Source organism: Staphylococcus sp. HMSC068G11, assembly GCF_001815825.1.
Taxonomy (GTDB): Bacteria; Bacillota; Bacilli; order Staphylococcales; family Staphylococcaceae; genus Staphylococcus; species Staphylococcus epidermidis.
Genome location: NZ_KV822090.1, coordinates 173,692 through 200,683, shown reverse-complemented (window position 1 = coordinate 200,683; position 26,992 = coordinate 173,692). Strand labels below are relative to the sequence as shown.

The window sequence follows — 26,992 nt, the reverse complement described above, 5'->3', positions numbered from 1 at the left end:
TTTTATTTATGGGAAAACAATTCCATAGTTATACGTCACTTTAACATTTCTAATTGCATACGATGTTCAATACCATGGAACAATTGATTTAACCAATTGCTATACTTTATTAAGTTTTTTTCTGCAGTTTCGATATCTATAAATTGAAATTTCAATTTTGAGCCTTGTGGTTTTTGTGCTAATTTTGTTAGATGATAGCTTGCGATTGTACCTATTTGAGGATAACTTCCTAATGTATAATGATCGTTTAATAATACAATCGGTGTGCCATCTCTCTTAACTTGAATGGTTCCTCTTTTTACTGATTGATGAGCAGGCATATCATCATAGTATGCTTTGATTTGGGGTCCATCAAGCACCATACCTACTCTATTTGTTTTACTGGACACACTATATTCAGCCATTGCAAAACGACGCGTCGCCTCTTTTTTAAAATCTTCCGTTCCCTTATTTCTAATCACATGAAAAACATCCGAAACATAATTAAAAGACAATGCGTAACCATCAATTCCCCAATCAGTTGTACGTTTGTCAGATAAGTTTTCAAATAGCTTAAGATGTCGTTGAGAATAATGGTGTTTTAATTCTATTTCATCACCTTTCTTAAGCTTTCTGCCCTCAAAACCACCAATCTCCACATTAAAATCTGTAGATGCTGAATGAAGCCATTTTTCTAGTTTAAAACCGCCACCAACTGCTAGATAAACGCGTGATGTACGACTGGTTTCATTAAATTTCAATGTCTCACCTTCATTGATGAGATATAATTTATTAGGATAAATTTTCATATGTTCAGTTTCAGCTTTAAAATTTCCACCTGTTAAAGCTATTAGTGCCGGCTCAGTGAAGCGAATTGTTGCCATTTTTTGAGTCATTTCAAGTGTTGCTTCATTCTTGTCATTTGCAACCAGACGGTTGGCTATTTCATGTGCTAATTCATCTAGTGCACCACTAGGGATGACACCTTCATGTTCATATCCCTTTCTGCCAAAATCTTGAAAGTTACTAAATAGACCACTATTTTCAATTATGATTGACATGTTTTATAATCTCCTAGTTCTATTTCATTGATATCTTTAGACTCAAATGTGACATTGTCTCCTAGCTTTAATAATGTAAAGTTTTGTTGCTCAGGAAAGAAAAGTTGAACTGGTGTATATCCTATAACTAACCAATCATTATATGTATCAGTAGTAACTATTCCACATTTTTTCCCTTCAATAATAACTGATCCACTAGGGATGAATTTTTTCTTTTTACTTGTGTGGTTCACATGTAATTTTTTATTCATTCCGGTAAGATACGGAAATCCTGGTGAATACCCCATCATTGATACAAAATATTTTTCTTGAGTGTGTAGTTTTACAAAATCCTCTAATTTGAGTTTAAGATGCTTTAACAAATGTTGTAAATCAGGACCAAATTCTCCGCCATATATAACTGGAATATTAACAGATTGTTGTTTTTGAATATATCTCGCTTGAAGTTGTTGCCGATGATGTCTAATTTCTAATTTTATAGAATCAATTAAAGCTTTCATATATAAAAATGGTGACTGAATATGGTGATGTTTAATCATATCTCTTGCGTCATAGCAAATCATTAGGTCAGATTCTGTAGCTACAATTTCAGTAATAAATGGATATGATTTATCAATTAAATATGCTCTCAATGAAAGTAAATCTTCTGTCAGTCTTTGAGATACATTTTTCTCTATTGAAACAACAATGGCTTGGTCGCCTTGACTATATATTTTCATAATATCACCTCGTCAAAATTAATGATGATAAAACACATTCATCAATTTAATAATATGTGGCATTATAGATTGCATAAGCAAATAAACCAACACAAACGCACAAAATGTAGTTATAGTAGCTATTAACTTAGCAATAAGCACTTGATTGTTTTTAATGGCTTGGTTTGACATCTTTTTACCTAATACAGTAAGAAGTATTAATATAGCTAACCATAATAATGTCATAGGCTACCTCATTATTTTTTATCATTAAAATTCTTTTTCATAAATATATTATACATATACTTTAACACCGACAACCTCTCTTAAGCTATTGATTAAATAGACGTTGATTTGACTCGATTTGATTTTTTCTTTAAATTCTTCGATATAAAAATCTTTTTCTATAACTTCCCCTTGATCAATAAGAGATTGTCTCATACAGCCGGGGAGCATGTCTTCTTTATATGTTGGTGTATACAATTTATCTCTTTCTTGTATCATTACGTTGCCAATGTCAAACTCTAAAATTTTACCTTCTTCATCATAGATCAGTATTAAATCTGTGAAATGATTATGTGTTAAATAATCACGTTCTGTTGTTTTATTAGTTATGATTACTTTATCAATATTCTTTTTTTGTTGAACTAGTCGTGCGGTAAAAAAAGGTTTATCGGGTATCGGAAATAACTCATAGTTGAGTTCCCCTTCTTTGTTTAACGTCACCTTCAAACGATATACGCCTTTTGAATGCAAGGTTTTTATATTATGAATAAACTGCTTCCATAATAGATGATCAAATTGAAATCCTAGATGCTCACTAGAAGTTGAAATACGTTGATAATGGTATTCAAGCCGAGGAATGAATCCCCTATCCAATTTCATTGTTTCAAATAAATGCATATTATAACCGCTCCAAAATTTTAGTTTTATCGTGAAATTCTTGAACTTCATTTTCAGGTATTGAATCAATTGTTATACCAGCACCCACCCCATAAACCGCTTCTTCATGATTATACTCAATTGTCCGTATAGGTATATTAAATATCATCCTTTGGTTTGGAAGTAATAAGCCAATTGTTCCACAATAAATGGATCTTGGCATGTCCTCCAACTGAGCTATATATTGCATTGTATTTATTTTTGGTGCACCTGTAATAGAACCACAAGGAAAGAGCGCTCGCATCATATCTATTAATTGAATGTCATCTTGTAATTGGCCACAAACTGTACTGGTCATTTGGAAAACTGTGTCATATTTCTCAATCGAAAACAGTTCAGGTACATCTATAGTTCCACTTTGAGCAATTCTTGTAATATCGTTACGTAATAAGTCTACAATCATCACATTCTCTGCCATATCTTTAGAGGAAGTTTTTAAATTATTATAATATAGCTGATCTTCTTTAACATTTTTCCCTCTAGGCATGGTTCCTTTCATCGGCTTGCTAACAATCATATTTGATTTACCTTTATAGTCACCTTTTTGAAAGAAAAGTTCAGGCGATATTGATGCTACTTTTATATCAGGTGTGTCCATTAAAACGGTATAATTACCATTTTGTGACATAGTAAGTTGATGATATAAGTGACTTATAGGACAGAAAATTTCTGCTTTTAAGCGCGTTGTGTAATTCACCTGATACGTTGCCCCTTCGATGATGGCTTTATGAATCGATTTGACCTTGTTAATCATCGCTTTATCACTTTCACAAAAATAAAATCCTTCAGTTTTTATATGATTTTTAGTAGACATTACTTTTTTTATATTTTTTATCGAATTGACCGATTTAAATGAATAAGCTGCAGCAAAAATATGGGATTGTTCCACGTTATTGACCACCATTTCCTTATTAAAAAAAGGTGCTGCTTCATAAGTAACATAAAGTGCAACATAACTTCCGTTACGTTGTTCTTGTTCTGCAAAGTGAATGACATCCCCTACTTCATCAAGACGATATGCAATTTTAGAATCTTGAACGTTATCCATTTCTAATTGATAGTCTTCATAGTCCTTTTCATTCTCATAATAGCGATACTTAAATTCAATGTGCATATTTAACCCCTACCTCGGTTAAGAATAAATTTAATTGTTCGTGACCATATTCACTTAGTATTGATTCGGGATGATACTGTAAACCATAAATAGGATACTTACGATGTGCAACAGCCATAATAACATTCTCGTTGTTCAGCGCTGTGACTTTTAATGCGCTAGATATTGTAGAAGGGTCAGCCATAAGTGAATGGTATCGCATTACGTTAAAATACGATGGTAGACCTTTAAAAATACCCTCATTGCTATGGCTTATCTTGGTAATATGTCCATGAACAGGTTTATCATTATGGATAATGTTTCCTCCAAAATATTCAATGATTAATTGAAAACCTAAACAGACACCCAAAATGGGAACGTGACGGTGAAATATTTCTAATACTGATGATAGTATTGGATAATCACTTGGTTTCCCAGGTCCAGGTGAAATGACAATCGCTCTCGGATTCAATTCATCGAGATGCTGTATCATCAAATCATTTACAGAAATGATTTTCACTTCTTCAGTAGTTTGTACATTAATATAATCTATTAAGTTATATGTAAAAGAATCTTGATTATCTATCATTAAAATCATATTCATACCTCAATTATCGATAAAGATTGTTAATTATTATAGTTCTTACCCTCTATTATCACAGAACATGACTTGATTTTATATAGCATTTCGTTTATTCTATGTTCCGTACAAAATAATAACAGAGGTTCCTAGCCGAAACCCTCTATAAAAAACTAGACATGAAAATTTCAACAATGAATTTCTTCATATTATAACGTTAAGACTATATATGTCTTTAATATTTCTGTCTATCTTTTTTATAGAGATAGACTTTTTTTATGCAAAATTATCAAAATGATGAGGAGTCATATCAATGTCGCAAAATGACTTAAATAAAGAAAAAGCACTTGTCGTATTTAGTGGTGGTCAAGATAGTACGACATGTTTATTTTACGCTAAAAAACATTTTAAAGAAGTTGAACTCGTTACATTTAATTATGGACAACGACATGATACAGAAATTGAAGTTGCAAAAAAAATTGCAAAAGAGCAAAACTTGAAACATCATATTTTAGACATGTCATTACTATCTCAACTTACTCCCAATGCACTTACTCAACATGATTTAAAAATTGAAGATAATGATGATGGTATTCCTAATACTTTCGTACCAGCTAGAAATCTATTGTTTTTATCTTTTGCTGGCGCGTTGGCCTATCAAATTCATGCTAAACATATTATTACTGGTGTTTGTGAAACAGATTTTTCAGGTTATCCAGATTGTAGAGATAGCTTTATCAAATCTATGAATGTAACTTTAAGTCTTTCAATGGATAAAGACTTTGTCATTCATACGCCATTAATGTGGTTAGACAAAGCACAGACATGGGCACTGAGCGATAAGCTAGGTGTGTTAGATTATATTCGCCACAACACATTAACATGTTATAACGGTATCATTGGTGATGGCTGTGGTGAATGTCCAGCATGTCACTTAAGAGCTAGAGGTTTAAAACATTATCTTGAACATAAAGGAGAAGAATAAGAAAATGCAACAAATTTATCCAAGTGTCACTCACCCATATCAATTCGAACTTAACAAAGATTTTAACTTTTCTGCTGCACATTATATTCCCTTTGAAGAAGCAGGAAAATGTATTCGTACACATGGTCATACATATTACGTCAACTTAACAATTGCTGGTAATACACTAGATAAATGTGGATTTTTAGTTAATTTTAGAGATTTAAAAAAGCTAGTTCACGAACAATTTGACCATTATTTGCTTAATGACTTGCCTGCTTTTAAGGATAAAAGTCCCTCAACAGAAATTGTCGCACAAACGATTTACCACATTGTTCAAAAAGAGTTAGATCAAAGAGAGAATCAACCGAAATGTGTTCAAGTTTATCTTAGAGAAACACCTTCAAGTTACGTAGTTTATAGACCAAAGGAAGATCAAGTGTAAATGGCTAAAATACCCGTTTTAGAAATTTTCGGACCAACAATTCAAGGTGAAGGTCGTGTAATAGGAAGAAAAACAATGTTTGTGCGAACAGCTGGTTGTGATTATAGATGTAGCTGGTGTGATTCTGCATTTACTTGGGACGGTAGTGCTAAAGAAGATATCAAATTAATGACTGCTGAAGAAATTTATGAAGCGTTACTTGAAATAGGTGGTCATCGATTTAATCACGTGACTATATCTGGAGGTAACCCTGCTTTAATCAAAGGTATACAGGAATTAGTAGATTTATTTGAAGAGAAACATATTTATACAGCTTTAGAGACACAAGGTAGTCGTTTCCAATCATGGATGACACAAATTGACGATTTAACGATTAGTCCAAAACCCCCTAGTTCGGGAATGAAAACTAATCTAGAAGTATTAGATTCTGTTATAAATCAATGTACATTTCATTCACTTAATTTGAAAGTGGTGATTTTTGACGATGCAGACTATGATTTTGCAAAATTAATTCATCATCGTTATCCTAACATCCCATTCTATCTACAAGTAGGCAATCCTTATCTTGATGATAACGTTGACCAACATACAGATAAATTACTTGAAAGATATGAGAAATTAGTGGATCGTGTAATGCAAAGTAGTGATATGAATCATGTCTATGTACTACCACAATTACATACATTATTATGGAGTAATAAAAAAGGCGTCTAATATTGAAAATACGTTAAATATTTCTGAGTGTTATGAAATGATTAAGTTAATGTTAATTGGTATAATGAAGAGATGAAGAATTACGAATAGGAGTTCAACATGATTATATATATATTAATTAACATCGCCATCGTCTTGCTAATTCTTGGCATCGATTTATACCGACATCGTTTCAGACAGCTTAAGTTTAGCTCCATATTATTATCTATTTTAATCAATAGCGTGATTGATATTTTTGCGATTAATCAATTCAATTTTATTACGATGTTTACCGTCACACTCTTTATGATATGGACACTTTTACAAATATATTTAAATTTCAAGCTATATCCTTTTGTAATTTCTGACCAAAAGTTTATTGCTATAATACTAGCTATTGTTATAAGCTTATTGCAATTTATTACTGATAAATCGAGCACACAATCGGTGTATATGTCCATCCCATATTTATCACCCACGATATTTATAATAGGCGCGATTTTACTTTTTGTAGGTACTTTCAAAATAGACGAAGTTGAACGTCTTTCACTATTTCGTAAAATTAAAAGACCAATGACAACAGGTACAATTATTATTATCCTATCTCTCATATCAACGATGATTTTAACGCCCTTTTGGTATGTCTTTTTAATTATTTATAGCTTACTCATTGGTTTTATATTATGGCAAGGTATTTTCTTCATAAAAGATAAAAAATAATTATCCTTACATTGATTTATAAGATAGCACTATGAAATTACTTTTCGTTGAAAAGTAATTTCATAGTGCTTTTTTATTTGTAGACAATATAATGTGAAACATCTTTTGAGCTTAGGTCATAAGTGATTGGGTTAGGCATATTTTTTAGACAATCTAATACAGAATTGAGAATATCTTTATAGCAAATTCTAATTTAATGACTTGATTCAATAAGAAAATATCACTGAGAAATTTCACTTGTCATATAAGTTGTGTCGAACTCATATTAGGATAAAGAATTCAAAATGAATACCTCGTCCTCCAACTGTTAATTCATATTAATTTTCAATATTGACACCTTTTCTTCATTTTATCTCTTTTATTTATTTCATTTTTTATTTATCAAGCCTATTACATTCTAATAAAACTCTTTCATTTTTATAATTATAAATAAAAATCATTTTGATTTAATTCTTTTTTAAATGTAGTTAAGAAACAGTTAATGGTTATGTTCACGTATTCCGATTAAACTATTCTTAAATAAAAACAGAAAAGAGGAATACATTATGAATACAAAATATTTATTAGCAGTCGGAGCAATTGTTACATCACTTACGTTAGGCGCATGTGGAAATTCTAACTCAGAAAGTGATCACGCTAATCACAAAGATAAACAACAAGAAGAAAGTAATGTAAAAACAGACACAACGAAAAAATTATCTGGTAATTTTGAATCTAAAAACGGAGAAAAAGTAGAAGGTAAAGCTAAAATTGAAAATGGCAAACTTATGTTAGAGAATTACAAATCTTCAAAAGGTCCAGACCTGTATGTTTACCTAACTAAAAACGGAGATATTAAATCCGGTAAAAAGATTTCAACAGTAGACTACAATAAATCCAAACAAACTTTTGATTTAAAAAATGTAGATTTAGAAAAATACAATGAAGTAACAATTTATTGCGAAAAAGCACATGTCATTTTTGGTGGCGCTAAATTAAAATAATTTAGCTATTAAATGTAGACGTTTTTAACTATAGAAAGAGAGTGTTAATCATGAAGAAAATAAGTTTATTTATAATATTTTTAATTCGTGTAATTTCAGGCATTGTTATTTTCAGACAAGGATGGGAGAAATTTACAGGTGATTTTACATTAAACGGGCTAGTTCCGGTAATTAGAGATAACACAGATTCTCCACAATGGTATAAATGGTTTTTTGAACATATTGTTGCACACACAACAGGATTATTTAATATAATCGTGCCTTTAGGGGAAATGGCAATTGGTTTAGGTTTAATTTTAGGTATATTTGCATACGCCGCAAGTTTCTTTGGAGCCTTCGTTATGATAAATTATATTTTAGCAGATATGATTTTTACGTACCCTCTACAATTAGCTTTCTTTATTATTTTACTCATGAGTCACTCTTTATTGGCTAAGGTATCACTTAAAGAAATCATCGCTTATTTTAGAGACCGTAATAACAGAGGTGAAGATAAGCATGACCCACTTACTAATCGTGGATGATGAAAAAGATATTGTAGACATTTGTCAAACGTATTTCGAATATGAAGGATATCAAGTTACGACAACAACATGTGGTAAAGAAGCACTAAAATTATTATCTTCAGATATTGATATTATGATTTTAGATATTATGATGCCTGAAGTTAACGGATACGATATTGTCAAAAAAATGAAAGATATGCAACTTGATATACCTTTCATATATCTAACAGCAAAAACTCAAGAACATGACACGATATACGCACTGACATTAGGTGCTGATGACTATATTAAAAAACCCTTTAGCCCAAGAGAACTAGTATTACGTACTAATAACCTTCTTGCCAGAATGAGTAAGTCAAATCATTCTAATAAAATTGAACAATTAGAATTTGATGGTTTAGTTTTAAAAAATTTAAGCAAGACGCTTACCATTAACAACATAGAGATACCTATGCGCATTAAAGAATTTGAATTGCTTTGGTATCTTGCTTCTAGAGAAGGTGAAGTTATTTCTAAATCCGAACTTCTAGAAAAAGTATGGGGGTATGACTACTACGAAGATGCTAACACTGTCAATGTCCACATACATAGAATTCGCGAGAAATTAGAAAAACATGATTTTTTACCCTACACTATTACAACTGTATGGGGACTTGGTTATAAGTTTGAAAGGAGCCGATAACTATTTTTTCAATAAGAAGTCAAATCATTATCGGTGTCATTTCAAGCGTTATTTTAACAACAATTATACTGGTTATTGCATATAAGCTCATGTGGTTTAATGGTCACATGACACTCACTTTAGCCATCACTACTATGATAACAAGCTGTTTAACACTTTCGATTTGTAGTATTTTTATTAATCCTTTAATTCAGAAGATTAAGCAATTCAACATTAAGACTAAGCAATTTATAAATCACGAAAAATTCATCGATGATGAAACATTCCAGTCTCCTAGAGAAATTAAAGAGTTGAATGATTCATTTAATAAAATGGCATATGAAATTAATAATCAAATGAATATGATAAAAAACGAGCAACAAGAAAAAACTGAAATTATACAAAACCTTGCACATGATTTAAAAACACCTTTAGCTGGTATTCGATCATATTCTGAAGGTCTACGAGATGGTGTCATTAGTAATCCTCAAGAAGTTCATGAAGCATATGAAACATTAATCAAACAAGCAAATCGTTTATCAATTTTATTTGATGACATTACACATGTGATTAATTTAAATACTGGACGTTCTTATCCTTTGGAATTAATACAGCTCGATCAATTACTTGTTAATATATTACAACCATACGAACAACACATAAAACAAGAAAATCGTACGCTTGAAGTTAATTTCTGCACAGATATTGATGCATTCTACCAGTATCGACCTCCAATCGAACGTATTTTGACTAATTTACTAGATAATGCATTAAAATTTTCTAATTCTGGTAGCCGTATTGATATTATTATTTCTGAGTGTAAAGAAAACGACGCCATTAGTATTGCAATAAAAGATGAGGGGATAGGTATCGTTCCAGAACTTCAATCACGTATCTTTGAAAGAACGTTTAGAGTTGAAGACTCTCGAAATACTAAGACTGGTGGTTCGGGGTTAGGGTTATACATTGCAAATGAGTTAGCACAACAAATTGACGCCTCTATCACAGTCCAAAGTGATTTAGACATTGGAACCACGATGACACTTACCTTAAAAAAATTTCAATTTAAAAAGTAATTTGTACTGTATAAAAAACCGAATGTAGCTGGAATGAGTTTGAACATTCTAGCTACATTCGGTTTTCATTAATGTACACGCTCTTTAAAGCCTTCTTCTTGAGAATAATTTGATGCATACGTATCACTATATGTTTTAACTTTATAAAAAGAACTTAATTTATATAAATCATTACTACGCTTGTTATTTCTATTTTTATTCAGGTTTAAAGCATTATATCTCATGTCGAGATTCTCAGTCTGAATATTAGAATTTTCAACAATATACTTCGGTCTATGTTTAACTTCATAATAAATACGACCGATATATTCTCCTACTACGCCAATAGACATTAATTGAATACCACCCAACAATAATATAGCAGCAATCGTAGTAAAATAACCAGGTATATTTATACCATTAATCAAAATGTTTATTAACAAATAAATTATATATAAAATACTGATAGAAAACGTGAACATACCTAGGTATATCATCATGCGTAAAGGCTTATTGTTAAAAGAAATGAGTCCATCTATACCATAGTTGAGTAACTTTCTAAAAGTCCACTTAGATTCTCCATCTTCTCGGGTCACATTTTCATATTGAAATACTTTTGTTTCATAACCTATCCATTCAAATAGACCTTTAGAGAAACGATTATATTCATCAAGGGTTGTTAAAGCTTGAACTGCACGTCGACTGAGTAATCTAAAATCACCAACGCCGTCTTCAAATTGGATATCCTCTACAAATGCATTAATTAACTTATAATAACATCGAGACAACGTTTTACGTACAAAATTCTCTCCCTGACGATTCCTCTTAGCAACCACTTGATCGTAACCTTCAATGTAACCCTCTATCATTTGTGGAATATATTCAGGCGGATGTTGTAAATCTCCATCAATCATAATCACCGCGTCGTGCATTGTGCTATGCTCATAGCCAGCAATCATTGCAGCTTCTTTGCCAAAGTTTCGACTGAACGAAAGATATTTAACATGGTTATCATACGCAACAATATTCTTGATATGATGTATTGTTGTATCTATACTACCATCGTTAATAAAGAGTAAATCGTATTCATAGTTTTTGATTAAACTATCTTTCTTCATTATTTCAGTTAATTTGTCATAAGTTTTCAAAACGACTTCGCCTTCATTATAGCAAGGGACGATGACTCTGATTTTCATTAAATGACATCCTTTTCTCTGAACTATTTGCTATCATTTTATCAATTTCCTTGTCATACATTCTAGTTAAATACTGTGTATTTACATAATCTTAAATTAAGCTTAATAGTTTTAAACATTATCATTTATGAGGAACACATTAACTTTTAGTAAAAAGTATTTAATTATCTTTTAAAAGTTAACGCTAACTGGTTAATTATATTTATTTCAAATCTCCAATACTGACATCATCAGGATCTTTTCCTTGTCTAGCATTTTTATTTAAACTATCTATTTCTGCAACATCTGTTAACTCAAAATTAAAATCAAAAATATCAAAATTTTCTTTAATACGTTGAGGTGTTTGTGATTTAGGAATGATAATACGATTATGTGCGAGATGCCAACGTAAGACAATTTGTGCAGGTGTTTTATCATAACGATGAGCAATATCTGTAATAACAGGATCATCAAGCAATCCTTTATTACGCATTAAAGGCATCCAAGCTGTTACTTTAATATCATGTTCATCACAAAAGTCTTGTACATCTTGTTGGTTAAAGTACGGATGCAACTCAATTTGATTCACCTGTGGTGTAATTTTAGTTTCTCTCATTAACTTTTCTAAATGATGTATCTTAAAGTTACATACACCAATGGCTTTTATTTTACCTTCTTCATATAAATGTTCTAAGGCTTTATATGATTCAATATACAATTGATCATTTTCGCAAGGCCAATGAATTAAAAATAAATCTAAATAGTCTAACCCTAAATTGTCCAATGATTTATTAAAGTACTCTATTGTTTGGTCATAACCTTGATAATCATTCCAAAGTTTAGATGTTATGAATAGCTCGTCCCTCTCAATATTTGATTGTTTTAATGCACTACCTAACGCTTTTTCATTTCCATAAAAGTAAGCCGTATCAAATGCGCGATATCCTGCATCTAAAGCTGTACGAACAACCTCTTCCATCTGGTCATCCGCTATCTTATAAACTCCTAACCCAACTGCAGGCATTGGATAACCGTTATTTAAAATTTGAACATCATTTGTCATAGTACATTAACTCTCCTTATTTACATAAATATTATTCGCTTATTATCATTTTAATACCTTTTTTATTTACTGATAAAACAAATTTGATCTATTCATTTTGTTATTTTAATACAATGCAATTTATTGCTCCTTAAATGATGAGTATCTTCGTTACCCTCTACATTTTAATTATCCTTTTTCAAAACAAAAAGTGGGATAGAACTCACTTGGCATTCTATCCCACAACTTATCTTTTTAAGTATTAATCACGTTCGTCATCTTCTTGTTCTTCATCAACAGAAGGGCGTCCACTATTAAATTCATAATTCAAATTGACCCAAATAATTTGATGATTGTCGATTTCTGTAATCGTCCAACGATCATATTCAGTATCAACGAAGTCATCTTTTTGCAAATTAGTATTTTGTGATTGTAACCAACCACCAATAGTATCAATATCCTCAGAATCTTCAAACTCTATGTCAAATTTTTCATTTAAATCATCAAGTAAAACACGACCATTAATTTGATAAGTATGATCATCAAGTTTAACTATATCGTTAACTTCATCATCATCAAATTCGTCTCTGATTTCACCAACAATTTCTTCTAAAATATCTTCCATTGTTAAAATACCTGCTGTCCCACCATATTCATCTATAATCAAACTAATATGTACATGCTCTCTTTGCATTCTTACAAGAGCATCACTTATTCTAGTTGTTTCTGAAATCATGGGTAGTTCATGAATATAATTGGCGATTTTAATCGGTTTACCTGACGCATATTCTGTTAAAAACTCTTTGACATTTATAAATCCTTTTACATGGTCTTTATCACCATCTTCAGTGATTGGATATCTTGTAAACTGATGTTCTTTGATAGTATCTAATAATTCATCTACGTTAAATGGTTCGTTGAGCGTAACCATTTGTGTACGTGGCACCATAATATCTTTTGCATGACGTTCATCAAATGAAAAAATATTTTGCATATACGCAAGCTCTGTTTGGTTAATCTCTCCACCATTATAACTATTGTTTATAATAATTTTTATTTCTTCTTCTGACATTGCATCAGTTTGAGCATCTGGATCAAATCCAAACATTCTGACAATCACACGAGAAGAACCATTCATTAACCATATAAGTGGTTTCATAAAATTACCAAAATAAAATAGTGGTCTTGAATATAAAAGTGCAAGTTGTTCTGTATGTTGAATAGCAAATGATTTAGGTGCCAATTCGCCTAATACAACATGTAAATATGTCACAACAATGAATGAAACAACAAATGAAATCGTCGTTGTTAAAGGACTCGGTAAATGTAATAACTCGAATAGTGGGTGCATCATCTTTTCAAATGTTGGTTCACCTAACCAACCTAAGCCTAAAGACGTTACTGTGATACCTAATTGACAGGCAGATAAGTAATAGTCAAGATTGTCTATCATCTTTTTGACAATTTTTGCACTCTTATTACCCTCATCTACTAATTGTTCAATACGCGTTGATCTCACTTTTACTAATGCAAATTCTGACCCAACGAATACTGTTGTTAATGCAATCAAAAGAAAAAATATAACTAAACTAATTATGGTCGAAGTTTCCAATTAATTCCCTATTTCTAGGGATTCACCTCCATATATATTGTGTCACGCTTAGGTAACACGTATTTAAATCATCATGAATCAATAAGTGACAACTACATGCTAAGACCTTCCCATCGTGACACTCCCCGTAAAAAATGTGATTGGCTTCATTCTATCATAAATCTTTTGTTATATGTTAAACATATGCCAATGCTATATTGTAGACAAAATAATTTTTTTGTTCAACTAATGATAAATCATTTGAAAGCATGATATTTTCCATTTTTAATCGTCGTTTCAACATTACATGCATCATCTATGATAACAATATCTGCATCTTTCCCGATTTTAATACTACCTTTTACGTCATCTATGCCTAATGTCACCGCTTGATTTAAACTTGTTACTCTCCATAAATGCTCAATCGTGTCACCTGTAAATTGTATTAAGTTTTTAAGTCCTTCGTTCATTTTGAGTATACTTCCAGCTAAAGCCCCAGAAGACAGACGTGCTTCACTTCCCTTTACAATCACATCCTGACCACCTAAATCATAATGTCCTTCTGGCATTCCTTTAGCTCTCATCGCATCTGTAATTAAATAACAGCTTTGATTCCCTTTAAGTCTATATGCAAGTGCGATGGATGCTGGATGTGAATGAATACCGTCCACAATCATTTCAGTATGCAATCCTTGATTTAACCAGGCTGCACCAAATACGCCCGGTTCTCGATGTTGAAAGCCGGTCGCTGCATTATACAAATGAGTGATATGTTTGGCACCATGACTTACAGCTGCATTCGCTTGATCAAACGTTGCCACCGTATGTCCGATTGAAAAAATGATATCATTTTTCATTGTCTTTAAAGTTTCTGTTGCTCCATCAACTTCAGGAGCGTATGTAATAATCTTAATTAGTCCATTCGCTACTTTCTGAAACGACTTTATTTTATCAACCGTAGGACGCTGTACGAATTGAGGGTGTTGTGCGCCTACTTTATGTTCTGAAATAAATGGACCTTCAAGATGTACTCCGACAATTTCGGCAGCATTTGTAACATCTTGTTGTTGAGTATATTTAGCAATAGTTTGAAGTGCCCGCTCAATGTTGACCGTTGACTGTGTCATTGTTGTTGCTAAAAAAGATGTTGTCCCCTCAGAAAGGAGTGATTCTGCTAAATGTTGTAAACCCTGTTCAGATGCATCCATGGCATCTTCACCATACCCCCCATGAATGTGAATATCTATAAACCCAGGCAGTATATGTCGTTTTTTTACATCAATAATGTCAATTGTATTATGAGACGATGACGGATGAAAAGGACACTTACCAACGTCCAAAATTTTCCCATCTTTAATATGAACATATCCATTGTTAATCATTTCATTTTCTGTATATACGATGCCATTCGTTAAAACATATTCTGACATGATTGAACCCTTCTTTTCTTTAAATTATTAGTAGTTGATTGAACTATTTTATTATATCTTTCTTCGTACTGAATATCACTTTTCAATATTTCATCGGTTAACAGATGAATTTTACTATATATTCTTAATTTAATAACAGTATTTTTAATTTAAGATATTATTTTCATACACAATAACTATTTAATTATTAAACTTCTTATTCTTTATTACAACGATAACATTCAATCTAACCAATGCAACATAAATTTCTATTAAAAAAACGGCAACTCCCATTTATTTTGAAATGGAAATCACCGTTTAATTCAATTAATTTTCTAAATATTTAAAGCATTGTTATTACTAATTATATGATTACTATTCATCCATAGCTTGAGATGCTTGAATTTCATTGTCTGTTACTTTTGGTTTCAAGAAACCATAAAGTAAAGCTGAAACTAACGTACCTACAACTAAAGCAATAAGAGTTTGAAGTATATGGCTAAAATCAGTACCAACAATGACGAAAATTCCACCGTGAGGTGCTTTGATACTTGATCCTAAACCTAAAGCTATTGCTCCAGCCACACCTGAACCAACCATCATTGAAGGAATCACACGTAATGGATCGGCAGCTGCGAATGGGATGGCACCTTCAGTAATAAATGATAATCCCATAACATAGTTTGGTACAATTGAGCCTCTTTGCTCTTTAGTGAATTTTCTTCTAAAGATTAACATTGCTGTAGCGATAGCTAATGGAGGAATCATACCACCAATCATCGCTGCAGTAATAGGAGCTGCATTACCTTCAGTTAGTGCAGCAGTAGCAAATACATAAGCTGCTTTATTAAATGGACCGCCCATGTCAATTGCCATCATAGCTCCAATCACAAGACCAAGTAACATAATATTAGAGCCTGACAAACTATTTAAACCATTTAATAACAAATGATTTAACCAAGCTGCTGGCGGATTAAAGACATACACCATTAATAATCCAGTAATTGAAACAGAAAGCAATGGATAGATTAAAGTAGGTTTCAAGCCTTCAATTGCTTGTGGCAATTTACGTGTAATATATTTAATTCCTTGAGTTAAATAACCTGCTAAGAAACCTGCAATAATTCCACCAATAAATCCAGAACCTCCAGAAATAGCTAACATACCACCAACTAAACCAGCTGCAAAACCTGGTTTATCTGCAATACTACGTGCAATGAAACCAGCTAAAATCGGAATAATTAAAGCAAAGGCACTATTTTTACCGATATTCCATAATTGTTCAGCAAATGCATTATATTCTGAACTATCAGGTTTAAATGAGTTTGCGCCGAATAAGAATACAATTGCCATTAAGATACCACCCGAAATAACAAGTGGTAACATATTAGAAACACCATTCATTAAGTGTTTATAGAATGCTTTTCCTGGACTTAACTTTTCTTCATTATCGTCATGTTTTTTCGATCCACCTTGCGCTACGAATGGTTTACGATTTGTATCTAATGCTGTATTAATTAGTTCTTCGGGGCGTTTAATACCATCAGCAACAGGAACCTCAACCACATTTTTTCCATCAAAACGATCAGTTTCTACATGGACATCTGCTGCAACAATTATTCCAGTTGCACGTTCTATGTCTTGTTCAGTTAAATGATTTTTAATACCACTAGAACCATTTGTTTCAACTTTAATTTTGATGTTCATCTTCTCAGCTTGCTTTTTCAAAGCATCACGTGCCATATATGTGTGGGCTATACCAGTTGGGCATGCTGTAACTGCTAAAACATAAGGCTCATTATTATCTTGATTTGAGTTGTCAGTTGAAACAGTTGCATTTTCATTCGCTTCTGCTTCTTCTTCTTTTGTTGCCTCATCATCCGCTTCATCGATAATGTTTAACACTTCTTCAGGAGATTCATCATGAATTAATTTTTCACGTATTTTCTCATCCATTAATATTCCGGAAAGTTTCGCAAGTGCATCTAAGTGCGTTTGTGCTCCACCTTCAGGCGCTGCAATCATAAAGAATAAGTGTGCAGGTTGCATGTCTAAACTCTGATAATCCACACCTTCTTTAGATTTACCGAATGCAATTGCAGGTGTTTTAACTGCTGCAACTTTAGCATGTGGTATAGCAATACCTTCACCAATCCCTGTTGTACTCTGAGATTCACGATTATGAATTGCCTCTTTAAACGATACAGGGTCACTTAACTTACCTGCTTTATCCAATTGATTAACTAGCTCAGTAATCACCCCACTCTTATCAGAAGCATCTAAATCCATCGCTATTGTTTCTTTAGTTAACAGTTCAGTAATTCTCATCTTTTTCACTCCCCATCAAGTACAGAAATTGTCACTTGAGATTTAATATTTTCTATAGCATCTCTTGTCGCTAAATCTTCTGAAAAAGCAGTCGCTGTTCCTGAAGCTACGGCCTGTTGAAAAGCTTCATCTACATTAAGACCCATGGACAACCCTGCTACCATACCTGCCACTGTACTATCACCAGATCCTACTGTATTAACTACATGTCCTTGTGGATTCACAGCTTTAATACTTTGATGTTGATCAACATATATCGCACCATCGCCACCAAGTGAAATGATGACTGATTGTGCCCCTTTTTTTAAAATTTCTTTACCATATTTTATAACATCTTCATCACTCTTGACTGTAGTGTTAAACATTACTTCTAATTCATCTTTGTTTGGTTTAATAAATAATGGTCGATATGGTAATACTGTTTCAACAAGATCTTTTTCTGCATCAACAACTAGTTGCGCACCAGTTTTTTCAGTGATTTGTGCTATTTGTGCATAAGCATCACTTGAAATACTGTTCGGTACACTTCCAGCTACAATAACAATATCGTCTTTTGTAGTGCGACGTATTTGTGATAAAAGTTGTTCAAATTGCGCGTGTGTCACTTTAGGTCCGGGTGCATTGATTTCTGTTTCTTGACCTGATTTTAGTTTCACATTAATACGCGTATCCTCATCTACTTGAACAAAATCTGATTGAATATTACTGTCCTCAAGTGTTTGAGTAATAAAATCCCCAGGGAAACCTCCTGAAAATCCTAAAGCTGTAGAATCAACATCTAAAGTTTTAAGTACTCTTGACACATTGATCCCCTTACCTCCAGCAAATTTATACGTTGCTTTTGCCCGATTTAATCCTGCTATTTCAAATCCATCAGTAAAAATGATGTAATCGATTGAAGGATTGAAAGTAACTGTATATATCATGATTTCCCTCCTATAAAATTAAATTCATTCATGTAAGCTTCAGTCATCTTGCTTTGCATTGCCTTTTGCGAAGTTATGATGCTAAGCCCATCTAAAATTGGAACTCTTGCAAAATAAATTTGATTAAACTTTGATTGATCGACAAGCACATATTTATGATTTGATAGTTTCATAGCTGTTTCTTTAATCAAAGCTTCTTGTTCATCAGGGGTTGTTAATCCATATTTTAAATCAATACCGTTCATTCCTATAAAAGCGCGATCAAAACAATAACGTCTTAATGTTTCTAACGCGTTAGCACCAACTGTAGCCATTGTCGTAGGTTTAACTTGGCCACCAACCATTAAAGTTTTAATACCGTGCTTTAATAGTTCTTCAACATGTGTCATTCCGTTTGTTACAACAGTAATATCCTTTGCCTCAATATATTGAATTAACTCAAAAGTTGAGGAACCCGCATCTAGAAATATACATTCATGATCTTGTATATCACATGCAGCACGTTTAGCGATTTCTTGTTTTTCACGTAAATTCTGAGTTCTTTTTTCAGATAACTTAGGTTCCTTAACTCGATTTTGATGAATTGTAGCGCCACCATGTACACGTTGTAATTTACCCATATTTTGCAACTTAGATAAATCTCTTCGTATAGTTGATGCACTACATCCTGTTCTATCAACTAAATCTTGAAGTGTTAAAAAGTCCTTTTGAGTTAATTCTTGTAAAATTAAATTCTGTCGTTTTTCTGATATCACTGCTATACCTCCCCTAACTCACTTATATTGTAATGGCTACGCTTACATATTTCAATCAAAATCTTCCATTTTCAATCAAAAACAATCATTTTGTGACAAAAATAAAAACACCTTTCAGATTAGGTGTTTAAAATGGATTACATCATCACAATTTAAGTCGTACATTTTAATTTTCAGAGATCATTTTCTAAGTATTAAACAATGTCTTTACAAATTTATTCAAATAATGTTGAAACATTAAATGTCTATACACGATTAATTCTGTGTAATAGATTCTACTTGAGCCTTTGTCATGTCAATTAAATCATTCACATGAATGATAATTTGCATTCCTCTTTGACCTCCGCTAATATAAACTTTTTCTAAATTTCTAGCGGAAGCATCAATCGTCGTTTTAAAGGAATGTTTCATACCGATAGGTGAACATCCTCCTCTAACATACCCTGTTACTTGTTTTAATTGATCGAGAGGCATTAAGTTCAATTTCTTTTCATTAACAACATGAGCAGCCTTCTTCATATCTAACGTTTCATTAACTGGAATGACAAAAACATAGTGTTCATGATTAGAATTCTCTAGTACAAGTGTTTTAAAGACTTCTTCTATTTTAGCACCTACGAGTTGAGCAATTTCTTCTCCATGTTGATGCTTGTCAGTAACTTCGTAAGTATTCATTTGATAATTAATTTTAGCTCTATCTAAAATCCGCATAGCATTTGTTTTTTTAGTTTTAGACACATACTCACCCTTTATAATGATCATTCACATTTCATTTTAACATGAAAACTTTATTTCATTTACTCTAACACTATTAAAAAACACCCTTTCTTATATAGTAGAAAGCGTGTTAATTAATGATAATTGATGTTTGATGCATGTACAGTCCCACTTTTATTGACTTTAACCTTAGTTTGATGAAGTTTATTTTCACTAGAAAATACATATACTGAATGAAGCGACTCGTTGAAGGTACGCTCTATATTATATTTTTTACTTAAATGATTCTCAGCGTAATTCAAAGCAATTACTTTACATTCTTGTGGATTGAAATCATAAGATGTTTGCGTTCTTACACTTTGTTGATTTGTTTTATTAACATTCTTTTGATAATCAGAGTTTTTTTCTGAAGCTTCAGCAACATGATTCATATTTAAGTTAGGGAATATATTGTTATGAGAAACTGTTTTTACTTTAGTAAAAGTGCAAATTGTTTTATGGACTTTCGCTAATGCATTTTGGTTTGTAGCTAAAAATAATAAAAGTACTAAACAAATTGACAAAATAATTGCAACAGAACTTAAAAATAAGTTTTTCAATTTCATCTCCTTACCCACATTTCTCTTAAGATTTATTCTATCTTAACACAACAACTTTTAATAAAAGATATGTAGATTACAATTTAAATAGATTGTAATATTTGTAACAATAACATTAATGTAGTTGTTATTTTTGTTACATAAACCACTAATAATTCATAATCTTTTAAAACTTATATTTAAGGTAAGATCAACTTTGCATTACAAGTTATAAAACAAAAGAAGTGGGGCACAGATTCCGTCTTGAACACTGTGTCCCACCTCGTCCGCCCAAACTTGCCTTGTCCGTAGAATTTCTCGGTGAAATTCTTTTTGTTGGGGCCCCACATTTCATATTGAGTATTAATTTGCTTCTTTACGACGTGACTTAAGTCCTTTTTCAATAAAAATAATGATAATTCCACTTAATGAAACCGCAATAGCCATATATAAAGGAAACTCTAAATTAACATCGAATAATGCACCAGCTACAAGAGGACCTATAAAGTTACCCATACTGGTAAAAGTTGAATTCAATCCACCTGCAAAACCTTGCCGTTTACCTGCTATATTTGAGAAGTAATTAGTTAAAGCCGGTCTAATCATATCAAAACCTATAAAAACAACAAAGCTAATCATCATAATCGTCCAATAACCATTTGCAAGCACTAACATAACGAGAACAATAGCTGAATATAGTAATGACCATGCAATAAAATTAAGTTCACTCATATGTTTCATAAATTTATCAAAGAAGAATACCTGGAATAATGCGCCAAACACGCCTCCACCGATAATAGCTATCGAAATATCTTTAGGAGTATAATTTACTTTGTCAGCTGTATATAAAGAAAACAATGTTTCAAAAGCAGATAAACCAAATGCTAATACAAGTGTTAATATAACTGGCGTAATAAATACTTTCCAATTAATTTTAGTGAATAATTCTGGTTGATATTGGTGGAATCCATCTGTGGTTGCTTTGTGAGGATTATGAATTAATAAAACTGACATAATGAATGCAACAACACCTAATGTTCCAGCAACATAGAAAGGTAATCTATGTGAAATTTCAGCTAAAAACCCTCCAAATCCAGGCCCTAATATGAAACCTGAATTAATAATTGCCGACATATAACCAAAGTTTTTAGCTTTATCAGCTCCTGGAGAAATATCTGCAATCATACCTGTTACACCAGGCATGACCATGCCTGCACTAAAACCACCTAAAACACGTGAAATGATTAAAATGGTAAAACTTTGACCGGCTGCGAACATAAATTCAGAGACAGAAAAGAATACTAAACCGATACATATAATTAATTTTTTCCCCAATTTATCAGCTAGTGTCCCACCAAATGGTGAAATAATCATTTGTGATAATGCAAAGGCAGCAACTAGCATTCCTAAGTCACTACCTTTTAATCCTAAATCCTTTAAATATACAGGAAGTACAGGAATAACTAACCCAATTCCTAAAAATATAAGAAATATATTAAAATAAAGAATAAATAATTGCTTTTTCATAGGACACCCCCTTTTTCTAATATAGTAAGCATACCAATCATTTTGAATTTTATCGCAAGTTTATTTTTTAATTTTAATGTCCCGCATAAAAACTTTACTTTACTAAAAGTTTCTACATTGTATAACAATTTAACGTGGCATGACAATCATTTTGAAAAACTTTAATATTTAAATTTCACTAAACTCTATTTTTTAGTTAAAAATTTAACATATAATTAAACGAAACTGTATCTTCCTAAACTTTCGACAAAATCTTAATCAAATTTACCAAAGTCTAATGAATGTACGGAGTAATTTTTCTTCGCTTTCTCATCTGTATAAACAGAAAGCACCTCAAATTGTTTGAAATGCCTCACTGTAAAAGTTATCATTAACTCTCGACTATCAAACTCTATAGAAAGTAGTGCGTGGTTATGCAATCTCGTTACTTTGCAAGAATATATTTCATTATCTTATTTGCTATATCTATGACTGAATCACATATTTTTAACTTTATGACATTAAATTTATTTTTAGCATACGTGCCTTTTGAACTTTGTCTACTTTTAAAATTATTCAAACCAGTCAAAGCTTTTGAATGGCCCTTATTTATTGTTTTCGGACTCATATTTCTATTATTAGTTCCAAACACATTTTATATGATTACCGATCTCATACACTTAAACCAATTTCAATTTAACTTTTTAGCTGGATTAAACATCACAGAATGGATTTATTTCACCTATCTAATACTTGGCGTACTCTTAGCAATATACCTCACAATTCTTATATTTTTAGAAATTGCACATTTTACGTCTTATGTATGGTTAAATCGACTATTGATAGTTATATTAATGTTCTTAAATGGATTAGGTATTTACATCGGTCGATTCTTAAGATTACATACTGTCTATTTATTAAATGCACCTTTAAAAATTGTGAAAGAGGTTTTTTTAATCATAGATGTTAAAGCGTTACTATTTGTCATTCTAATGGTGCTCATACAAGCAACAGTCATATTGTTTGTTAAAGGGGTGAGATTTTACCAATGATGATTGAAGTAATATTAATGGTATGTCTCATCATGATTCAACTCATGATAGGTCATTTATGGCATCAAATAGGATGGAGCTATACTAAAGCTATTTTATTAATGTGTTTACCGTTGGGGATAGGATTATATTTGATGCAATTATTTTATTATGAGACCCGTTATACAAATTGGGAAGTCCCTTTTAAAACTAAATTAAACCTTAAATATATGTATATTTTAACTTTGTTAGAATATATTTTAATCTATGTTTGTTTTTTTATGTAACTAGATAAAGATCTGAACGCACGTATACTGTTGTTCAGATCTTTTTTCTTTAATCTAATGCTTTGAATTCTGACATTACACGTTGTCTACTTTCTTTGTGATCAATCATTTGTTTAGGATAGTCTTTACCTATTTCTACACCTTGACCCTTTATTTGTTGCTCGAATTTATGGGTATCGTGTAAATACTTAGCATCTATCTGATTTAATTTTGGAATGTAAGTTTTAATATATCGAGCATTATTATCAAAACGCTCGCTTTGTCTTATAGGATTAAACATTCTAAAGTATGGTACAGCATCTGTTCCAGTAGAAGCCGACCATTGCCATCCGTGAACATTTGAAGCTGCATCATAATCTATTAATTTTTGTTTGAAAAATGACTCACCCCAAATCCAGTCAATAAACAAATCCTTAGTTAAAAATTGAGAAACTACCATTCTCATGCGATTATGCATAAATCCAGTTGTTTTAAGTTCCTCCATTGCTGCATCAACAATAGGAAAACCAGTATTCCCATCTTTCCACAATTTAAAATTCTCTTCATTATAAGACCATTTCAATTGTTGGTATTTTTCTTTAAAAGCAACATGAGCTGTTTCGGGATAATTGGTCATCAATACATAATAAAACTCTCTAAAAATCAATTCACGTATAAAAGCTTCGTAATTTTGTTCATTTTTATCATAATTTTGAAGTAAATCGTTGAAAACTTGTATAATATCTATCATTCCATAAGCTAAGTAAATACTTAGTTGGCTTGTTAATACTTCAGGCAAATATTCCCTGTTTTCTTTATAATTTTCGATATCTTGAGATAAAAATTCAGACCAACGATTTTGAACATCACGTTCACTTATGCCATATGAATGATAATCTTCTTTAAGTTTATGTTGAGATTTCACTGCAACCTTTGTAATATCTTCTAAATGATAGTCATATTCATCTCTAATCATTAAGTAAGGACGCCATTTTCTATAAAAACTGGTAAATACTTTATATGGTTCACCTTGTTTATTATGTGTTTTGCAAGGTTTAAAATAATGGTTTGCCCTTAATGATATTACTTGAATATCAGCTTGTTTAAACCGTTTTCTTTGATGTAAAATATCATATTCTTCGTGATGATAACTCATAATATCACCTGCAACAACAACCTTGTCTATAGTTTGTTTTTTACAAAAATCTATTAATTTATCATAAGACATCAAAAAGGGTTCTATATCATATCGTTGTAGTTCATACATAAACTTCTGTATGGACCCATAATAGTATTGTGCTTTCTTTTTTGCTTCTTCTTCAAACTCTTCAGTTGGAATAATAAAATAACATTGATTTATAGATTCTTTATTTCTATATATATAATCAAATAAGGGATTATTATTTATCCTAAAAACTCTATTTAATATGACACCTATAGACATTAGAAATTACCACCTAACATTAATTTTTTGTTATACCCTAATACTAAATTCTATTTAAATTCATATATTTTTATACGCTTCATTTCAACTATTAAGATTAACTTGCCACGAATTTATAAAATATGTCTCGTAAAGTTAAAATATTAAACTTTACGAGACATTTATAATTATCATTTGAATACCTAAATCTTTTACTTACACTAAACCAAGCCATTTCCAATACGTCAAACTAAATACGATAACTAAAATATAACCTACTATCGTTAAAGGTATACCTGTCTTTAAAAAATCCTTTACAGTAAAAGTCCCAGTACCATATGCAAGCATATTTTGTGGTGCACTAACAGGTAGTAGGAAACCAAAACTAATCACAAATTGTTGTATTAATACAAAACCAATAGCATGATCACCTAAATTTAGCGTTGAAGTCAAAGAAATAAACACAGGTATTAACGCAGAGGCTAAGCTCGTTGCACTTGCAAAACCTAAATGTATTAATATATTAAATAAGGTAATTAACGCAATAGTTGCTATGATTGGTAAATGTTTAAGCCCCATTAAACCAAATGTTTGATCGCTTAACCATTGAGCGGCTCCTGTTTTAAGTAATACATTACCAAGTGAGATTCCTACACCAAATACTATAATCGTTCCCCACGGAATCTTCTTTTCAACACCTTTCCAAGTAATAACACCAATCTTTGGCATCAGCATAATACCTAGAGCAACTAGTGTAATCGAAGCTGAATCAATCGGATGTAATACTTTCTCAGTCGACCAGAAGAATAATAAAAGCACTGAAATCACAATTAGTCGCCATTCTCTATGACTGACTGGTCCTAATTTATTAAGTTCCTTTTTAATTAACTCTTTGCCACCTTCAATTTCATCATGTTCAGGTGGCATAAACTTAATCATTATAAAATAAAGAGCTATAGACATAATGATTGACCACGGCGCAGCATATAAAAACCACTCTCCCCATGATACATCATGTCCTAAATTTTGGTTAATAAAATTGATAGCTACAATATTTTGTGCTGCAGCCGTTTTAATACCTATATTCCATATCGAAACTGCTTGTACAGCAGTGATAATTAATAATGAAGCAAGTCTACTATCCTTACTCACATTAAATGCAGCAATCATTCCCAGTAATATTGGGACAACTGCACCAGCACGCGCTGTAGCTGATGGTACAAAAAATGCTAGAACAATAGATACTAAAATAGCACCAATGACTATATTTCTAGTTTTATTTCCTACAATTGATAGCACAAGTAATGCAAGTCGTTTATGTAAATTGGTTTCCTGCATTGCTGCTGCTAAAAATAATGCTGCAGCTACAAGTGCTACGGCTGAGGTTGAAAAACCACTGAAAGCGTGACTAAGCGCGTTATTCGTTCCTAAAATATCGCTACCTTTTAGTATTATGTCGCCACTTTTAGGGTTTCCAAGTTTTTCGGATAAATCTTGAACTGGACTTAAACCTAGTAAAAGTATCATTAATCCTAAAATTAATGTTGCAGAAACTGGATAAGTAACTGCTTCTGTAACCCACATAACTACAGCGAAAGCTAGAATAGCTAATGCTGCTTTAGCCATTACAGGCAATCCTGCTGGTGTGGGTAATAACAAGATAGTAATTAAAATAATAAAACTAATGATAATCCACACAGGTTTATAATTTTTTTTAGACTTTTTATCATGATATTTTTCAGTATGCGCTTGATATTGGTCCCCTTTAGCCATTATCATCGTCTCCTTATTCTATGAATATATGTTCATTATATCAAGAAAGCGCTTTTATATATCAACGATAAATACACTTCACACAATTTTCA

General features: G+C 31.7%; 28 protein-coding genes and 1 riboswitch. Of the genes, 10 read left to right on the top strand and 18 right to left on the bottom strand.

Features of this window, described 5'->3' with window-relative positions; genetic code table 11:
• Positions 1–35 precede the first annotated feature (35 nt).
• From HMPREF3058_RS07225 to HMPREF3058_RS07200, 6 genes are read right to left on the bottom strand one after another with little or no spacing between them, the layout of a single operon-like run.
• Positions 36–1,040, bottom strand: a complete 1,005-nt coding sequence (locus HMPREF3058_RS07225; protein WP_070731238.1) for a 5-oxoprolinase subunit C family protein — start codon at positions 1,038–1,040, stop codon at positions 36–38.
• On the bottom strand, positions 1,028–1,759 hold the full coding sequence (locus HMPREF3058_RS07220; protein WP_002445907.1) for a 5-oxoprolinase subunit B family protein: 732 nt from the start codon (positions 1,757–1,759) through the stop codon (positions 1,028–1,030). Before HMPREF3058_RS07220 ends, HMPREF3058_RS07225 begins: the two co-directional genes overlap by 13 nt.
• 18 nt (positions 1,760–1,777) lie before the next feature.
• Positions 1,778–1,984 (bottom strand): hypothetical protein, encoded by a 207-nt coding sequence (locus HMPREF3058_RS07215; RefSeq protein WP_001830353.1) that lies wholly within the window; start codon positions 1,982–1,984, stop codon positions 1,778–1,780.
• A gap of 48 nt (positions 1,985–2,032) precedes the next feature.
• Positions 2,033–2,641 (bottom strand): aminotransferase class IV, encoded by a 609-nt coding sequence (locus HMPREF3058_RS07210; protein WP_002490714.1) that lies wholly within the window; start codon positions 2,639–2,641, stop codon positions 2,033–2,035.
• Position 2,642: 1 nt separating this feature from the next.
• Positions 2,643–3,794, bottom strand: a complete 1,152-nt coding sequence (locus HMPREF3058_RS07205; protein WP_002491470.1) for a chorismate-binding protein — start codon at positions 3,792–3,794, stop codon at positions 2,643–2,645.
• A complete protein-coding gene (locus HMPREF3058_RS07200) occupies positions 3,784–4,371 on the bottom strand; it encodes an anthranilate synthase component II (RefSeq protein ID WP_002491460.1) in 588 nt (195 codons plus the stop codon). The genes HMPREF3058_RS07205 and HMPREF3058_RS07200 overlap by 11 nt, the downstream gene beginning before the upstream one ends.
• A 118-nt stretch (positions 4,372–4,489) precedes the next feature.
• A riboswitch (PreQ1 riboswitch) is annotated at positions 4,490–4,536 on the top strand.
• A 130-nt stretch (positions 4,537–4,666) separates the two neighbouring features.
• On the opposite strand from HMPREF3058_RS07200, the gene queC reads away from it, so the two are divergent.
• The 8 genes from queC (at position 4,667) to HMPREF3058_RS07160 (ending at position 10,401) form a co-directional block, all read left to right on the top strand.
• Positions 4,667–5,338 (top strand): 7-cyano-7-deazaguanine synthase QueC, encoded by a 672-nt coding sequence (gene queC, locus HMPREF3058_RS07195; protein ID WP_002491476.1) that lies wholly within the window; start codon positions 4,667–4,669, stop codon positions 5,336–5,338.
• Between the two features lie 4 nt (positions 5,339–5,342).
• Positions 5,343–5,762 (top strand): 6-carboxytetrahydropterin synthase QueD, encoded by a 420-nt coding sequence (gene queD / locus HMPREF3058_RS07190; protein WP_002491414.1) that lies wholly within the window; start codon positions 5,343–5,345, stop codon positions 5,760–5,762.
• Positions 5,763–6,476 (top strand): 7-carboxy-7-deazaguanine synthase QueE, encoded by a 714-nt coding sequence (queE, locus tag HMPREF3058_RS07185; RefSeq protein ID WP_002457623.1) that lies wholly within the window; start codon positions 5,763–5,765, stop codon positions 6,474–6,476.
• 99 nt (positions 6,477–6,575) lie between these two features.
• A complete protein-coding gene (locus HMPREF3058_RS07180) occupies positions 6,576–7,175 on the top strand; it encodes a hypothetical protein (protein WP_002491416.1) in 600 nt (199 codons plus the stop codon).
• 545 nt (positions 7,176–7,720) lie between these two features.
• Entirely contained in the window at positions 7,721–8,158 is a 438-nt protein-coding gene (locus HMPREF3058_RS07175; protein ID WP_002475954.1) for a DM13 domain-containing protein, read from the top strand.
• 50 nt (positions 8,159–8,208) lie between these two features.
• Positions 8,209–8,682, top strand: coding sequence for a DoxX family protein (locus HMPREF3058_RS07170; protein WP_001830332.1), 474 nt, complete (start codon positions 8,209–8,211; stop codon positions 8,680–8,682).
• Positions 8,657–9,346, top strand: coding sequence for a response regulator transcription factor SaeR (saeR, locus tag HMPREF3058_RS07165; protein ID WP_002475960.1), 690 nt, complete (start codon positions 8,657–8,659; stop codon positions 9,344–9,346). Before HMPREF3058_RS07170 ends, saeR begins: the two co-directional genes overlap by 26 nt.
• A 2-nt stretch (positions 9,347–9,348) precedes the next feature.
• Positions 9,349–10,401: a sensor histidine kinase gene (locus HMPREF3058_RS07160; protein WP_032602599.1), complete on the top strand. Its 1,053-nt coding sequence runs from the start codon at positions 9,349–9,351 to the stop codon at positions 10,399–10,401.
• Between the two features lie 68 nt (positions 10,402–10,469).
• Here HMPREF3058_RS07160 and HMPREF3058_RS07155 read toward each other — a convergent pair whose 3' ends face one another.
• The 10 genes from HMPREF3058_RS07155 to norA all read right to left on the bottom strand — a co-directional run bounded on the left by HMPREF3058_RS07155 (position 10,470) and on the right by norA (position 22,428).
• A complete protein-coding gene (locus tag HMPREF3058_RS07155) occupies positions 10,470–11,576 on the bottom strand; it encodes a glycosyltransferase family 2 protein (protein ID WP_002491413.1) in 1,107 nt (368 codons plus the stop codon).
• A gap of 202 nt (positions 11,577–11,778) precedes the next feature.
• Entirely contained in the window at positions 11,779–12,618 is an 840-nt protein-coding gene (locus HMPREF3058_RS07150; protein WP_002491453.1) for an aldo/keto reductase, read from the bottom strand.
• A gap of 241 nt (positions 12,619–12,859) precedes the next feature.
• A complete protein-coding gene (locus HMPREF3058_RS07145; protein ID WP_002445894.1) occupies positions 12,860–14,209 on the bottom strand; it encodes a hemolysin family protein in 1,350 nt (449 codons plus the stop codon).
• Positions 14,210–14,445: 236 nt separating this feature from the next.
• Positions 14,446–15,618 (bottom strand): N-acetylglucosamine-6-phosphate deacetylase, encoded by a 1,173-nt coding sequence (gene nagA / locus HMPREF3058_RS07140; protein WP_002445893.1) that lies wholly within the window; start codon positions 15,616–15,618, stop codon positions 14,446–14,448.
• Between the two features lie 354 nt (positions 15,619–15,972).
• Positions 15,973–17,925, bottom strand: a complete 1,953-nt coding sequence (locus HMPREF3058_RS07135; RefSeq protein WP_070731236.1) for a PTS fructose transporter subunit IIABC — start codon at positions 17,923–17,925, stop codon at positions 15,973–15,975.
• A gap of 5 nt (positions 17,926–17,930) precedes the next feature.
• Positions 17,931–18,851 carry a 1-phosphofructokinase gene (gene pfkB / locus HMPREF3058_RS07130; RefSeq protein ID WP_002491482.1) on the bottom strand — a complete coding sequence of 307 codons (921 nt, stop codon included), beginning with the start codon at positions 18,849–18,851 and terminating at the stop codon, positions 17,931–17,933.
• On the bottom strand, positions 18,848–19,606 hold the full coding sequence (locus HMPREF3058_RS07125; RefSeq protein WP_002457633.1) for a DeoR/GlpR family DNA-binding transcription regulator: 759 nt from the start codon (positions 19,604–19,606) through the stop codon (positions 18,848–18,850). Before HMPREF3058_RS07125 ends, pfkB begins: the two co-directional genes overlap by 4 nt.
• A gap of 255 nt (positions 19,607–19,861) precedes the next feature.
• Positions 19,862–20,344, bottom strand: coding sequence for a Cys-tRNA(Pro) deacylase (gene ybaK / locus HMPREF3058_RS07120; RefSeq protein WP_002457634.1), 483 nt, complete (start codon positions 20,342–20,344; stop codon positions 19,862–19,864).
• 113 nt (positions 20,345–20,457) lie between these two features.
• Positions 20,458–20,928, bottom strand: a complete 471-nt coding sequence (locus tag HMPREF3058_RS07115; protein ID WP_002491431.1) for a hypothetical protein — start codon at positions 20,926–20,928, stop codon at positions 20,458–20,460.
• A 336-nt stretch (positions 20,929–21,264) separates the two neighbouring features.
• On the bottom strand, positions 21,265–22,428 hold the full coding sequence (gene norA, locus HMPREF3058_RS07110; RefSeq protein WP_002476307.1) for a multidrug efflux MFS transporter NorA: 1,164 nt from the start codon (positions 22,426–22,428) through the stop codon (positions 21,265–21,267).
• A gap of 413 nt (positions 22,429–22,841) precedes the next feature.
• Between norA and HMPREF3058_RS07105 the strand changes: the two genes are divergently transcribed.
• Complete coding sequence (locus HMPREF3058_RS07105) at positions 22,842–23,459, top strand: DUF1361 domain-containing protein (RefSeq protein ID WP_002445880.1); 618 nt, start codon at positions 22,842–22,844, stop codon at positions 23,457–23,459.
• Positions 23,456–23,725 (top strand): hypothetical protein, encoded by a 270-nt coding sequence (locus tag HMPREF3058_RS07100; RefSeq protein ID WP_002445879.1) that lies wholly within the window; start codon positions 23,456–23,458, stop codon positions 23,723–23,725. The genes HMPREF3058_RS07105 and HMPREF3058_RS07100 overlap by 4 nt, the downstream gene beginning before the upstream one ends.
• Positions 23,726–23,774: 49 nt before the next feature.
• On the opposite strand, the gene HMPREF3058_RS07095 is transcribed toward HMPREF3058_RS07100, so the two are convergent.
• Positions 23,775–25,148, bottom strand: a complete 1,374-nt coding sequence (locus tag HMPREF3058_RS07095; protein WP_002491419.1) for a cryptochrome/photolyase family protein — start codon at positions 25,146–25,148, stop codon at positions 23,775–23,777.
• 195 nt (positions 25,149–25,343) lie between these two features.
• Positions 25,344–26,900 (bottom strand): SLC13 family permease, encoded by a 1,557-nt coding sequence (locus tag HMPREF3058_RS07090; RefSeq protein ID WP_002476304.1) that lies wholly within the window; start codon positions 26,898–26,900, stop codon positions 25,344–25,346.
• Between the last annotated feature and the right edge of the window lie 92 nt (positions 26,901–26,992).